12 protein-coding genes are annotated in these 12,500 nt (G+C 59.3%); 4 read left to right on the forward strand and 8 right to left on the reverse strand.

Annotated elements, in window-relative coordinates:
* Window positions 1-2 precede the first annotated feature (2 nt).
* Entirely contained in the window at window positions 3-680 is a 678-nt protein-coding gene (locus ACIOU6_RS17960) for a Crp/Fnr family transcriptional regulator (RefSeq protein ID WP_401138416.1), read from the reverse strand.
* 83 nt (window positions 681-763) lie between these two features.
* Between ACIOU6_RS17960 and ACIOU6_RS17965 the strand changes: the two genes are divergently transcribed.
* Complete coding sequence (locus ACIOU6_RS17965; protein WP_401138419.1) at window positions 764-1,288, forward strand: DUF962 domain-containing protein; 525 nt, start codon at window positions 764-766, stop codon at window positions 1,286-1,288.
* A gap of 95 nt (window positions 1,289-1,383) precedes the next feature.
* Here the strand turns inward: ACIOU6_RS17965 and ACIOU6_RS17970 are convergent, their stop codons facing one another.
* From ACIOU6_RS17970 to dibA, 6 genes are all read right to left on the reverse strand, one after another.
* On the reverse strand, window positions 1,384-2,373 hold the full coding sequence (locus ACIOU6_RS17970; RefSeq protein ID WP_221730989.1) for a sulfate/molybdate ABC transporter ATP-binding protein: 990 nt from the start codon (window positions 2,371-2,373) through the stop codon (window positions 1,384-1,386).
* A 3-nt stretch (window positions 2,374-2,376) separates the two neighbouring features.
* Window positions 2,377-3,249, reverse strand: a complete 873-nt coding sequence (gene cysW, locus ACIOU6_RS17975) for a sulfate ABC transporter permease subunit CysW (RefSeq protein ID WP_401138423.1) — start codon at window positions 3,247-3,249, stop codon at window positions 2,377-2,379.
* 12 nt (window positions 3,250-3,261) lie between these two features.
* Entirely contained in the window at window positions 3,262-4,080 is an 819-nt protein-coding gene (gene cysT / locus ACIOU6_RS17980; RefSeq protein ID WP_401138426.1) for a sulfate ABC transporter permease subunit CysT, read from the reverse strand.
* Window positions 4,081-4,236: 156 nt separating this feature from the next.
* A complete protein-coding gene (locus ACIOU6_RS17985; RefSeq protein ID WP_221730986.1) occupies window positions 4,237-5,250 on the reverse strand; it encodes a sulfate ABC transporter substrate-binding protein in 1,014 nt (337 codons plus the stop codon).
* A 75-nt stretch (window positions 5,251-5,325) separates the two neighbouring features.
* Window positions 5,326-5,508, reverse strand: a complete 183-nt coding sequence (gene oscA, locus ACIOU6_RS17990; protein WP_041477433.1) for a sulfur starvation response protein OscA — start codon at window positions 5,506-5,508, stop codon at window positions 5,326-5,328.
* Between the two features lie 218 nt (window positions 5,509-5,726).
* Window positions 5,727-7,646, reverse strand: coding sequence for a phosphodiesterase DibA (gene dibA / locus ACIOU6_RS17995; protein WP_401138431.1), 1,920 nt, complete (start codon window positions 7,644-7,646; stop codon window positions 5,727-5,729).
* Window positions 7,647-7,792: 146 nt separating this feature from the next.
* On the opposite strand from dibA, the gene desA reads away from it, so the two are divergent.
* Window positions 7,793-8,977 (forward strand): delta-9 fatty acid desaturase DesA, encoded by a 1,185-nt coding sequence (desA, locus tag ACIOU6_RS18000; protein WP_221730984.1) that lies wholly within the window; start codon window positions 7,793-7,795, stop codon window positions 8,975-8,977.
* A 144-nt stretch (window positions 8,978-9,121) separates the two neighbouring features.
* Window positions 9,122-10,111, forward strand: a complete 990-nt coding sequence (locus ACIOU6_RS18005; protein WP_401138435.1) for a GGDEF domain-containing protein — start codon at window positions 9,122-9,124, stop codon at window positions 10,109-10,111.
* A 36-nt stretch (window positions 10,112-10,147) separates the two neighbouring features.
* Here the strand turns inward: ACIOU6_RS18005 and ACIOU6_RS18010 are convergent, their stop codons facing one another.
* Window positions 10,148-11,359, reverse strand: a complete 1,212-nt coding sequence (locus tag ACIOU6_RS18010) for a response regulator (protein WP_221730982.1) — start codon at window positions 11,357-11,359, stop codon at window positions 10,148-10,150.
* A gap of 182 nt (window positions 11,360-11,541) precedes the next feature.
* Here ACIOU6_RS18010 and ACIOU6_RS18015 point away from each other — a divergent pair.
* On the forward strand, window positions 11,542-12,500 hold a 959-nt coding region (locus ACIOU6_RS18015), incomplete at its 3' end, for an IS1182 family transposase (RefSeq protein ID WP_401138439.1).

Consider the following 12,500-nt stretch of genomic DNA (forward strand, 5'->3'; position numbering starts at 1 on the left):
CGTCAGATTGTGGCGAGGGCGCGTAATCGCACGGCGTCGAGAATTTCGATCTCGCCATACCCCAAGCCAATAATCCCCTGCCCCTGCAAGTCCTTGAGAATCTGATTGGTGGTCTGCCGCGACAGCGACAGCATTGATGCCAACTGCTCCTGCGGCAGTTGCAACACCCGGCGCGGCGCATCAATCTCGCCGTAGCCCTCGGCGATCATCAGTAAACGATGCGCCAGTCGTGCCGGGGCCGGCAGCAGGCTCAGTTGTTCGAGATTGATAAAGGCCAAGCGTAGTTTGTGACTCATCAGCAACGCCAGATGCCGCCAGTACACAGGGTGTTCATCGAGCAGTTTCAGCAGCGTCGCCTGCGGAATATTCAGCAACGTACACGGCCCGACGGCATAGGCGTCATGGGTGCGCGGCTGGCCGTCGAACAAACAGATTTCGCCGAACCAGTGCGGCGCTTCCACCAGGCTCAGCAGCGCCTCCTTGCCCTGCGCGCTCACCGCACCGATGCGCACGGCGCCATCGAGCACCGCGTACAAACCGCACGGTGGATCGCCACGCTGGAACAAGCGTTGCCCCGCCGCTAGCCCCCGCTCCCGGGCCGCCGCCAGCAGACTATTCTGAAAAGACACAGGCAAATGACTGAACCATTGCCCGGTCAGCAGCCGTGAACGCATATCCATGAAAACTCCTGATTGTCGGCTGCCTGACAGAGCGAACGCTGAACCCCAGGGCATGATGCGATCACCCTACAGGAGGAACAACAATGAAAAGCCTCGTCGATCACCTGAGTCAATACGCCGCCTACCACCGTGACCCACGCAATATTGCCAGCCACTTTATCGGCATTCCGCTGATTGTGGTGGCGGTGGCGGTTTTGCTGTCGCGCCCTGAGTGGTCGGTGGGCGTGCTGTGGCTTTCTCCCGCCGTTCTCGTGGCGCTGGCCTCGGCGTGGTTTTACCTGCGCCTGGAAATGAAGCTCGGTTTTTTGATGACGGTGCTGATGGGGCTGTCCGTCTGGGCCGGGCACGCCTTGGCGCAGCAGAGCACCCTGATCTGGCTGAGCAGCGGTTTGGCGATGTTTGTGATCGGCTGGGTGATCCAGTTTGTCGGGCACCACTACGAAGGCCGCAAACCGGCGTTTGTCGATGACGTTTCGGGGCTGATTGTCGGGCCGCTGTTTGTGGTGGCCGAGTTGGCGTTCTTGCTCGGGATGCGCCAGGAATTGAAAGAGCAGATTGAGGCGCGGGCGGGGGTGGTGCGGGTCAACCCGAATCGTGCGGCTGTGTAGATCGCATTCGCGAACAGGCTCGCTCCCACATTTGGAATGTATTTCCCTGTGGGAGCGAGCTTGCTCCGGGCGGCGATCCGACGAAGCTTTTACTTTTAGAGGTTGCCGATTTTCTGCCAGACCTTCGGCTTGAAGAACAGGGTTTCACCTTTGGCCAGCCCCGTCAGGCTGTCGTGATCCTTCACCACTTCGGCTTCGATCAGATCCGTCTGCCCCTCAACCTTCAGCGTCACCCGCGTGGTCGCACCCAACGGCCGGATATCGCGGACTTCGGCGGCGTGATGATCCTCCAACTCATGCCGCGACAGCGACACTTCATGCGGACGGAACAGCACGTGATTGTCATCGCCCAAGTGCAAACGGTTCGAATCACCCAAGAAGTGATAGACGAAATCGCTGGCCGGGTTTTCGTAAACGTCGCCTGGTGAGCCGATCTGCTCGATCACGCCTTTGTTCATCACCACGATGCGGTCGGCGACTTCCATCGCTTCTTCCTGGTCGTGGGTCACGAACACCGACGTCAGGTTGATGTCTTCGTGCAGACGCGCGAGCCAGCGACGCAACTCTTTACGCACTTTGGCGTCGAGGGCACCGAAGGGCTCATCCAGCAACAGCACTTTGGGCTCCACCGCCAGCGCACGGGCCAAAGCAATACGCTGACGCTGACCACCGGAGAGTTGCTCCGGGTAACGATCCGACAACCAATCCAGTTGCACCATGTTCAGCAATTCGTGAACTTTGGTCGCGATCTGGCTTTCGCTCGGGCGCTGGTTTTTCGGTTTCATGCGCAGGCCGAACGCGACGTTGTCGAACACCGTCATGTGGCGGAACAAGGCGTAATGCTGAAACACGAAACCGACGTTGCGATCCCGCACGTCGTGGCCGGAAACGTCTTCACCGTGAAAGACGATGTTGCCCTGATCCGGGGTTTCCAGACCGGCAATAATGCGCAGCAAGGTGGTTTTGCCACAGCCGGATGGGCCGAGCAGCGCCACCAGTTCACCGCTTTGAATGTCCAGGCTGATGTTGTCCAGCGCCTTGAACGCATTGAAATTCTTGCTGACGTTACGCACTTCGATCGACATGAATTATTCCTCCGCGGCGCTGGCGCGCAGGCGGTTGATACGGTTTTCGCTCCACTGCTTGGCCAGCAGGATGAAGAGCGCCAGGATCAGCAACAGGCTCGCCACAGAAAACGCGGCCACATGGTTGTATTCGTTGTAGAGGATCTCGACGTGCAGCGGCAAGGTGTTGGTCACCCCGCGAATGTGCCCGGAAACCACCGACACCGCACCGAACTCACCCATGGCCCGCGCCGTACACAACACCACGCCATAGATCAGGCCCCACTTGATGTTGGGCACCGTGACGTGCCAGAACATCTGCCAGCCATTGGCGCCGAGCAGACGCGCGGCTTCCTCTTCCTGCGTGCCTTGTTCCTGCATCAACGGAATCAGCTCACGGGCCACGAAGGGCACCGTGACGAAAATCGTCGCCAGCACGATGCCCGGCAACGCAAAGACGATCTGAATGTCGTGATCCTGCAGCCACGGCCCGAACAAGCCTTGAGCGCCGAACATCAGCACGTAGACCAGACCGGCAATGACCGGCGACACCGAGAACGGCAGGTCGATCAGCGTCACCAGTATGCTTTTTCCGCGGAACGAGTATTTGCTCACGCACCACGCCGCGCTGACGCCGAATACAAGGTTGAGCGGCACGCAAATCAGTACAGCGAACACGGTGAGCTTCAGTGCCGACAGCGCATCCGGTTCAAAGATCGCGGTGAAGAATGCGCCGAGACCATTCTTCAAGCCTTGGGACACCACGATGAACAGCGGCAACAGCAGAAACAGAGTGAAAACCAACCAGCCGAGGCCGATCAGGATTCTGCGCGAAGTGGCACTGCCACGGCGCGCTGCGTTGGCCGAAGAGGCGGCGGCAATAGACGATTGGGACATGTTCGCGCCTCCTTATGGGGTTTCGATGCGCCGCTGCAGCAAGTTGATCAGCAGCAACAGGACAAAGGACACCACCAGCATCAAAACGCCGATGGCCGTGGCGCCGGTGTAATCGTATTGGTCGAGTTTGACCATGATCAGCAGCGGCAAAATCTCGGTTTTCATCGGCATGTTGCCGGCGATGAAAATCACCGAACCGTACTCGCCGACGCCACGGGCAAAAGCCAGGGCAAAACCGGTGAGCCAGGCGGGCAGCAGCGCCGGCACCAGAATGTAACGGAACACCTGCAACGGCTTCGCCCCCAGACACGCAGCGGCTTCTTCGACTTCACGGGGAATATCGGCCAGCACCGGTTGCACCGTGCGCACCACGAACGGCAGGGTCACGAAGGTCAGCGCCAGGGTGATGCCCAGCGGGGTGTAGGCGATCTTGAAACCCAGGTCTGTAGCGAACTGCCCGACCAGACCGGTCGGCGCGTACAGCGCGGTCAAGGCGATACCCGCCACCGCCGTCGGCAGGGCAAATGGCAGATCGATCATCGCGTCGATGACCTTGCGCCCCGCGAAGGTGTAGCGCACCAGCACCCAGGCCAGCAGCGTGCCGATGATGCCGTTGATGATCGCGGCACACAGCGCGGTACCGAAGCTCAGCTTCAGAGCGGCCAGCACCCGCGGCGCGGAGATGATCGTCCAGAACTGATCCCAGGTGAGTTGAGCGGCGTGGACGAACATCGCCGCCAGCGGGATAAGCACGATCAGGCTGAGGTACACCAAGGTGTAACCCAGCGTCAGCCCGAAGCCGGGTATGACGGGGGAGATACGACGCGACATAAAAGTCCTTGGTTAAAAACGCATCAATGTGGGAGCGAGCCTGCTCGCGAAGAGGCCATTTCAGTCAACATTTAGGTCGTCTGACACACCGCCTTCGCGAGCAAGCTCGCTCCCACATGGTTTCGTGCCTGGGCATCAGGCTTATTGTGGGTCAGATTACTGCGCCTGATAAATCTGGTCGAACACGCCACCGTCGTTGAAGAATTTCGGCTGTGCGGTTTTCCAGCCGCCGAAGTCCTTGTCGATGGTCACCAGTTCCAGTGTCGGGAACTGCTTGGCATATTTGGCGGCGACATCCTTGTCACGCGGACGGTAGAAGTTCTTCGCGGCGATTTCCTGGCCGGCCGGGCTGTACAGGTGTTTGAGATAGGCTTCGGCGATCTGCGCATTGCCCTTCTTCTCGGCGTTCTTGTCGACTACGGCCACGGGCGGTTCGGCGAGGATCGAGAGTGAAGGCACGACGATGTCGAACTTGTCCGCGCCGCCCTCTTCTTTCAGCGCCAGGAACGCTTCGTTTTCCCAGGCCAGCAACACATCACCCTGACCATTGTTGACAAACGTAATGGTCGAGCCGCGAGCGCCGGTATCGAGAATCGGCACATGCTTGAACAGGGTCTGTACGTACTCCTTGGCTTTGGCTTCATCACCGCCGTTGGCTTTCAGGCCGTAGGCCCAGGCGGCGAGGAAGTTCCAGCGCGCACCGCCGGAGGTTTTCGGGTTCGGAGTGATCACCGAGACATCACTCTTGACCAGGTCGTCCCAGTCCTTGATGCCTTTGGGGTTGCCCTTGCGCACCAGGAACACGATGGTCGAGGTGTACGGCGTGCTCGCTTCCGGCAGACGCTTCTGCCAGTCGGCCGGAAGGGTTTTGCCGAGTTTGGCGATTTCGTCGATGTCACCGGCCAGGGCCAGGGTCACGACATCGGCACGCAGACCGTCGATCACCCCACGGGCCTGCTTGCCCGAGCCGCCGTGGGATTGCTGGATTTTCACCGTGTCGCCGGCATGATCCTGCTGCCAGAACTGGATGAATTCGGCGTTGTAGTCCTGATACAGCTCACGCGTCGGGTCATACGATACATTGAGCAGTTCGTAATCCTTGGCAACCGCGGAACCGGCAAACACAGCACTGGCCACGGCGGCCAACGCGTAACGACGAATCGACGACATGGTGAAAGCTCCTGGAATTCTGGGTGATGGCTTTTTCTTATGAATATCTGCAATCGAGTTGCCGGTCGGGATCTTTTAGCCCGGCTGCTTGCCCGGCTGCTGCAAGCGGAATTTCTCTTTGCGTTCGATCTGGACCACTTGAGCGTTGTGCACAGTGATCTCCACTGCGCCAAATCGCAGATCGCGCAGAGCACTCTGGATCTCACGCAAAATGGTGGCTTCGTCCTGACCGTCAACGCTACGCAGGGATGCGCTCATGGTGCTGCTCCTTTGAAGGGGATTGGCCTGGCAGCGGGGGGCACTGCGTTGGCGTGGGAGCAATATAAGAGAGGCATTGTTATTCTTAAAAATACTATTTAAGAATTTTTATATAACCAAAAATAATTATGTATGCAGACAAGAGGTTGCACGCCGATCCCAGCCTTCGGCAGCTCACAGGGCCTGCGGAACTGCCGAAGGCTGCGATCTGTTGATCTTCAACCGATCAATGGCGCTCGCGACCAATCGATCTCCGGCGCCGGTACCGGCCGTCCAAACCAGTAACCCTGCCCCAGATTGCACTCCTGCTCCAACAGAAACGCCGCCTGCTCAACCTGTTCGATGCCCTCGGCGTGCACCTGCATGCCCATGCTGCGGGCCAGCGCGATGATCACCCGGACAATCGCCACATCATGTTCGTCCCACGGCAATCCGGCGACGAACCCCTGATCGATCTTGAGTTTCTGCACCGGCAAGCGCTTGAGCCGCAACAGCGATGAATAGCCGGTGCCGAAATCATCAATGGCCAAGCGAATGCCCAATTCACGCAAGCGATGCATCTGCTCCAGCGCCACTTCCGGGTCGTCCATCACCGCACTTTCGGTGACCTCCAGTTCCAGATAGGCCGGGTCCAGACCGGTGTCATGCAGCACCTGCGCCACCTGCTGATACAACTCGCGTCGAGCAAACAGCCGCGACGAGACGTTCACTGCAACAAACGCCAGCAGCACCCCGGCTTTCAGCCATTGGCACATCTGCCGGCAAGCCTGCTGCATGACCCACGCGTCGATCTCGGCGATCAACCCGGTGCGCTCGGCAATCGGAATGAATTCGGCCGGCGACACCAGGCCGCGCTGCGGATGCTGCCAACGCACCAAGGCTTCAACGCCGATCAGGCGACTGGTTTTCAGGTCATGCACCGGTTGGTAGTAGACCCGCAGTTCCTGCTGCTCCAGCGCTCGGCGCAATTCGAAAGCGATTTCGACCCGTCGCTGGGCGTGGGCCGTCAGTTCTTCGGTGTACAAGGCGTAACCGTTGCGCCCGTTGCTCTTGGCCTTGAACAGCGCGGCGTCGGCATTGCGCAGCAACTGTTCGGCGCTCAGCGCATCGCTGGGAAACAGGCTGATGCCGACACTGGCATTGATGAACAACTCATGACCGTCGATGCAAAACGGCTCTTTGAGCGCGTCGAGAATGCGCTGGGCCAACGCCGCTGCCTGCACCAGTTGTGGACAACATTCGGCCAGCACCGCGAACTCATCGCCTCCGAGTCGCGCCAGGGTGATGCCGGGACCGAACAAGTCCTGCAACCGTGCAGCCACGGCCGTGAGCAGTCGATCACCGACGTTGTGACCGAGGCTGTCGTTGATCATCTTGAAGTGATCCAGATCGAGCATCAGCAGCGCGCAGCCGCGTTTTTGGATCTGCGCCGAGGCCAGCGCCTGCTCGGCGCGGTCGCTGAACAGCAGGCGATTGGGCAGATCGGTCAGCGGGTCGTGGTGAGCGAGGTGCTTGAGTTCATGCTCGGAGTGCTTGATCGCACTGATGTCGGAGAATACCGCCACATAGTGGCTGAGCCGCCCCTGATCATCGTGTATGACGCGGATGGTTTGCCACTGCGGATAGATTTCGCCGCTTTTACGGCGGTTCCAGATCTCACCGCTCCACTCCCCCTCCGACGCCAGCGTGGCGAACATCGCCTGATAGAAACCTGGCGGATGATGGCCAGACTTGAACAGGCTTGGCTGCTGACCCAGAACTTCTTCGCCTTGGTAGCCGGTAATCTCGATGAACGCACGATTGACGTGCACGATCAGCCCACGATGGTTGGTGACCAACACGCCTTCACGCGTGCAATCGAACACAGCCGCCGCCTGCCGCAGGCGTTCGCGATCAGCATGGCGCTCGCGCAAACGCGCGCCAATCCCCAGAAACGCGCACAAACGCGCCCGCGCCAGAAAGATCAGCCCGGCGCTGACCACCGCCAATACATAACCGTTGATCAGTTGCCAACGGGCAAGATCGACGGCGTTAGCGAAGAAATTGTTTAATAAATAACCAGCACCCTGCAGCCAGACGACTGCAACTACAAGATAGAGCAGCGCTGCACGCAAGGCATCGCGATAAGTGGCAGACATTCGGCCGTCCATGTCCCTACAAAAAGGTTGGGATTATAGGTCAAGAAACATCCAGCGACTCTTATCTGAAAGGGTGACTGGTTTTATCTGTGTGCTTGGTGATAATGCAACGGCTGTTTTTATCTTTATCGAGGGCCCTATAGCCTATGTGGTACGAAGGTTTTCTTGGTTTGTCGGCCTGGTCACTGGTCGCCGTCACCCTGCTCATGACCCATGTGACAATTGTCGCCGTCACGGTCTATCTGCACCGTTACTCCGCCCATCGCTCGCTGGAGCTGAATGCCGGGCTCAAACACTTTTTCCGCTTCTGGCTGTGGCTGACCACGGCGCAGAACACCCGCGAATGGACCGCCATTCACCGTAAACACCACGCCAAGTGCGAAACCGAAGATGACCCGCACAGCCCGGTCATCAAAGGTCTGTCCACTGTGCTGCGCACCGGCGCCGAGCTGTATCGCGCCGAAGCGCAAAACCCTGAGACCCTGCGCATTTACGGCAAAAACTGCCCCGAAGACTGGATCGAGCGCAACGTCTACAGCCGCTATCCGCTGCTGGGCGTGGCCATCATGGGCGTCATCGATCTGCTGCTGTTCGGCACCATCGGCATCACCATCTGGGCGATCCAGATGATGTGGATCCCGGTGTGGGCTGCCGGCGTGATCAACGGCCTGGGCCATGCCGTCGGCTACCGCAACTTCGAATGCCGCGACGCGGCGACCAATCTGGTGCCGTGGGGCATCCTGATCGGCGGCGAAGAACTGCATAACAACCATCACACCTACCCCAACTCGGCCAAGCTGTCGGTGAAGAAGTGGGAGTTCGACCTCGGCTGGGCCTGGATCAAAGTCTTCAGCTTCCTGCGTCTGGCCAAGGTGCAACGTGTCGCGCCGATTGCTCACCGTGTCGAAGGCAAGGGCAACCTGGACATGGACACCGCCATGGCGATCCTCAACAACCGCTTCCAGATCATGGCCCAGTACCGCAAGCTGGTCATCGGCCCGCTGGTCAAGCAAGAGCTGGCCAAGGTCGATCATTCGGTGCGTCACCAGTTCCACCGCGCCAAGCGTCTGCTCTCGCGGGAAACCAGCCTGCTGGAAGATCGCCATCATGTGCGCATCCAGACCATGCTCGAACACAGCCAGGCACTGAAGGTAATTTACGAAAAACGTCTGGCCTTGCAGCAGATCTGGGTCAAGACCAGTGCAAATGGCCACGACATGCTCGCCGCCATCAAGGAATGGATTCACGAGGCCGAGGCCAGTGGCATACATTCCCTGCGCGAATTCGCCGACCAGTTGAAAACCTACTCGCTGCGCCCTGCAGCGGTCTGAGACCGTTGATCGGTGCGTCCGGACTCCCGGGCGCACCCATCGGAACTTAGCACGCAATCCCCTATCTCAAAGACACTTCGCCACCCCGGCGGGCCGTACTGTGGTCGTTGTCGAATTCCGGCACGCCCATTGAGATCTGTGCCGATGGTCAACAACAACCAAAAAGACTCATCCCTCCCGCAATGGCCCGAGGCCGCGCAAACCCTCATGGCGTTGATGCACGCCCAAGGCGAAGTCGCCCGCCTGAGCGAGCGCGAGCAACTGTTCAGCGCCCTGCTGGTCAGCGTCAATGCCGTGCTGTGGGCCTTCGACTGGGAAACCCGGCAGGTGCTGTACGTCAGCCCCGCCTATGAACGAATTTTCGGCCGCTCCGCCGGCCTCCTGCTCGCCGACTACAACCAGTGGCGCGACAGCATCTACCCCGATGATCTGGACTACGCCGAACGCAGCCTCGCCGACGTCCTGCACAAAGGCGCCGTGGAAGATCGCGAATACCGGATCATTGCCGCCGACGGCCAAGTTCGCTGGATCAGCGATAAATGCTTCATCAATCGTCAGGACGAACCCGGACAACCGGTGGTGATTGTCGGTATCGCCGAGGACATCACCGATAAAAAGCAGATGGAAACCGAGCTGCAACGCTTGGCCACTACCGACGTGCTGACCCAAAGCAGCAATCGGCGCCACTTCTTCGAATGCGCCAATCGCGAATTCGAAGAGGCGCGCCTGCAAGGTTCGCCACTGGCATTCCTGCTGCTGGATATCGATGACTTCAAAGTGATCAACGACAGCTACGGCCATCCCGAGGGTGACAATGTGCTGCAACGGATCGCCGAGTGCGGTCGCGGATCGCTGCGACGAGGGGATCTGTTCGGGCGCATTGGTGGGGAAGAGTTTGCCGCCGTGTTCCCTGGCTGCGCGCCAGACATGGCAATGCAAGTGGCCGAGCGGCTGCAACGAGAGATTCAACGCTTGAATTTCAACCACAACGGCCAGACGTTCAGCATTACGGTGAGCCAGGGCCTGACCAGCCTCAACGAAGGCGATGACAGCCTCGACAGCCTGTTCGCCCGTGCGGATGCAGCGATGTACGAAGCCAAACGCCAGGGCAAAAACCGGATTATCTCTGCCTGACAACACAAAACAACTGTGGGTTTGTGAAAACTCCAGTTATTTGCGCATCCGCATCAATTCCGGTAGCCCGATCTTGAGCAACCGCGCCGTGCGGCTCTTCGCCAGTTCCTCAACACCTTCATGCTCCGTCAGGCGAGCCATCTGCGCCGCCATGTTCATCACCAGCGCCTCGCGGGAATACACCCCGCCGCCGAGCTGGTAGACAGAAGCAATCAGCTCACGCAACTCCAGCGGCAAACGCCAGCGTGTACGCAACGCCGAACCATACGCCGCGCCAAACTCGGCCAGCGCGTCGCCGACTTCCTCACACTCATCCAGCTCCCCGCCGGCCTGCTTCCACTCCTGCAAACAGCGCAGCAACGCCAGATCGCCCAAACGATGCAACATGCCGGCGCAATAGCAGCGCTCCTGATCCAGATCGAGCAAGCGCGCCAGGGTGCGAGCGTACTCCGCGGTGTGCAGCGACAACCCCCAGTAACGCTCGGCATAGTCCGCCAGACACGGATCGCTGAGCCTGGCGCTGCGCTTGAGCGCCAACCCCAGAATCAAGTTCATGCTTTGCCCAGTGCCCAGCCGATGCAGCGCCTGCGCCAACGTCTGCACCGGTGCACCGTGGTGCTGCGCCGCGCTGTTGGCTGCGGCGATCAGTACGGCGGTGATCTGTGGGTCGATGCGGATTTCCTCTTCCAGCAGCTTCAGGTCCAGCCCATTGGGATTGAGGCTGCGTTTGACCGCCACCTGCACATCGGTCATCAGCGGGGCGCCGTCAGTCTGCTCGCGGCGCCGCTCAAGGAACACCGACAAGGTCATGCCCGGCGCGAGTGCCGGCACTTCGCAGAACACTTCCTCACCGGCATTGAGCAACAAACCTTGCAGACGCTCCGTCAGGCTTTCCATGTTCAGGGGTTTGGTCAGGTACGCCGTCGGCGCCAGCGGAAGGGCTTCGCGCACGCTCGCGCTGTCGTTGCGGCTGCTCATCAGAATGAACGGCAGCGGCGGATTGCGTTTGCGCTGGCGCACGCTGCGCAACACGCTCAAGCCATCGACACCGGGCAGCTCCCAATCGACGATGGCCAGGTCATAGGGCACTTCGCTGAGCAGCGAGAGGGCTTGCTGGCCGTCGGCACACAGATCCAGCCGCGCATCGCAGCGCACGTTCAACAGCACTTGTTTGAGCAGGTCACGAGACCACGGGTCGGCCTCGGCAATCAGCACTCGGGGTACGGCGGGTAAATCAACGGCAGTCATGCGCGCTCTCCCTTGCAATGCCTGAACCTTAGCCAATACGGGCTGTTCGATACAGCGCTAAACCTGATGATGTGATTCCAGAGACGAAAAAAAACCCGCCGAACAGACTGTGTGAAAACCTAGCAATCTGCATCGCGGTTTAAGAAAATGCCCCGCATCGAAAGATACGGGGCATTTTTGTTATGGCTTACATCCAGGGTCAAGCGCGCGATCAGACCAGTCTTTTTCCAGTTTCTCTGGAAGATTTAATCCCTGAGGATCACCTCGTCCGCGTGATTGATGCCTTCGTTGCCAAGCTCGATCTCATACGGTTGGGGTTTGACAAGGCAGTGCCCAAAAACACAGGCCGTCCCTCATACGATCCGGCCGATCAGCTCAAGCTCTATCTGTATGGCTATTTCCAGCGTATCCGTTCCTCCCGTCGTCTCGAAGCCGAATGCCAGCGCAACATCGAAGTCATGTGGTTACTCAACCGCCTTAAACCCGATTTCAAGACCATTGCCGACTTTCGCAAGAACAACAAGCAGGCGTTCAGTGCAACCTGTCGGGCCTTTGTCCAGTTCTGCCGTACAGTCGGTTTGATTGCTGGCGATCTGGTTGCCATTGATGGCAGTAAATTTCAGGCGGTAGCCTCTTCGCGGCGCCATCTGAACGTAAAACAGCTCAAGCGCCAGCAGGAAAAACTGGACAAGCGCATCGCCCAATATCTGGCCGAACTGGATGAGGCCGATAAAGCTGAATCGGGTGAAACCATTGATCGCAGCGCCATCAAGACAGCGCTGGAGCAACTTGAAGCCCGGCAATTGAACAACCTGACCTGCCAGGCGCTGATGAATTCGATGGGGATCGAGCAGTTCAACACCGGCGAGAGCGATGCCCGAATGATGCGCACGCCCAAAGGCCCGCGAGTGGCTTACAACGTACAAACCGCCGTGGACGCTGAACACTGCTTGATCCTGCATCACGACGTGACACAAGACGGCAACGATACCCAGCAACTTGAGCCCATGGCCAAGGCGGCCAAAGAACAGTTGCAGCAGAGCGAGCTGAGCGTGACCGCCGATGCGGGCTACTCCAACGGCAAGCAGTTCCAAGCGTGTGAAGAGGCGGGCATTACGGCGTACATACCGCCCAATCGAGC

The sequence above is a fragment of the Pseudomonas sp. NPDC087615 genome (assembly GCF_044743445.1).
Lineage (GTDB): Bacteria > Pseudomonadota > Gammaproteobacteria > Pseudomonadales > Pseudomonadaceae > Aquipseudomonas > Aquipseudomonas baetica_A.

Excerpts from the sequence above, each read along its gene's own strand:
- ACIOU6_RS17960 (WP_401138416.1), bottom strand. The coding sequence starts at position 680 with ATGGATATGCGTTCACGGCTGCTGACCGGGCAATGGTTCAGTCATTTG.
- ACIOU6_RS17965 (WP_401138419.1), top strand. The coding sequence starts at position 764 with ATGAAAAGCCTCGTCGATCACCTGAGTCAATACGCCGCCTACCACCGT.
- ACIOU6_RS17970 (WP_221730989.1), bottom strand. The coding sequence starts at position 2,373 with ATGTCGATCGAAGTGCGTAACGTCAGCAAGAATTTCAATGCGTTCAAG.
- cysW (WP_401138423.1), bottom strand. The coding sequence starts at position 3,249 with ATGTCCCAATCGTCTATTGCCGCCGCCTCTTCGGCCAACGCAGCGCGC.
- cysT (WP_401138426.1), bottom strand. The coding sequence starts at position 4,080 with ATGTCGCGTCGTATCTCCCCCGTCATACCCGGCTTCGGGCTGACGCTG.
- ACIOU6_RS17985 (WP_221730986.1), bottom strand. The coding sequence starts at position 5,250 with ATGTCGTCGATTCGTCGTTACGCGTTGGCCGCCGTGGCCAGTGCTGTG.
- oscA (WP_041477433.1), bottom strand. The coding sequence starts at position 5,508 with ATGAGCGCATCCCTGCGTAGCGTTGACGGTCAGGACGAAGCCACCATT.
- dibA (WP_401138431.1), bottom strand. The coding sequence starts at position 7,646 with ATGTCTGCCACTTATCGCGATGCCTTGCGTGCAGCGCTGCTCTATCTT.
- desA (WP_221730984.1), top strand. The coding sequence starts at position 7,793 with ATGTGGTACGAAGGTTTTCTTGGTTTGTCGGCCTGGTCACTGGTCGCC.
- ACIOU6_RS18005 (WP_401138435.1), top strand. The coding sequence starts at position 9,122 with ATGGTCAACAACAACCAAAAAGACTCATCCCTCCCGCAATGGCCCGAG.
- ACIOU6_RS18010 (WP_221730982.1), bottom strand. The coding sequence starts at position 11,359 with ATGACTGCCGTTGATTTACCCGCCGTACCCCGAGTGCTGATTGCCGAG.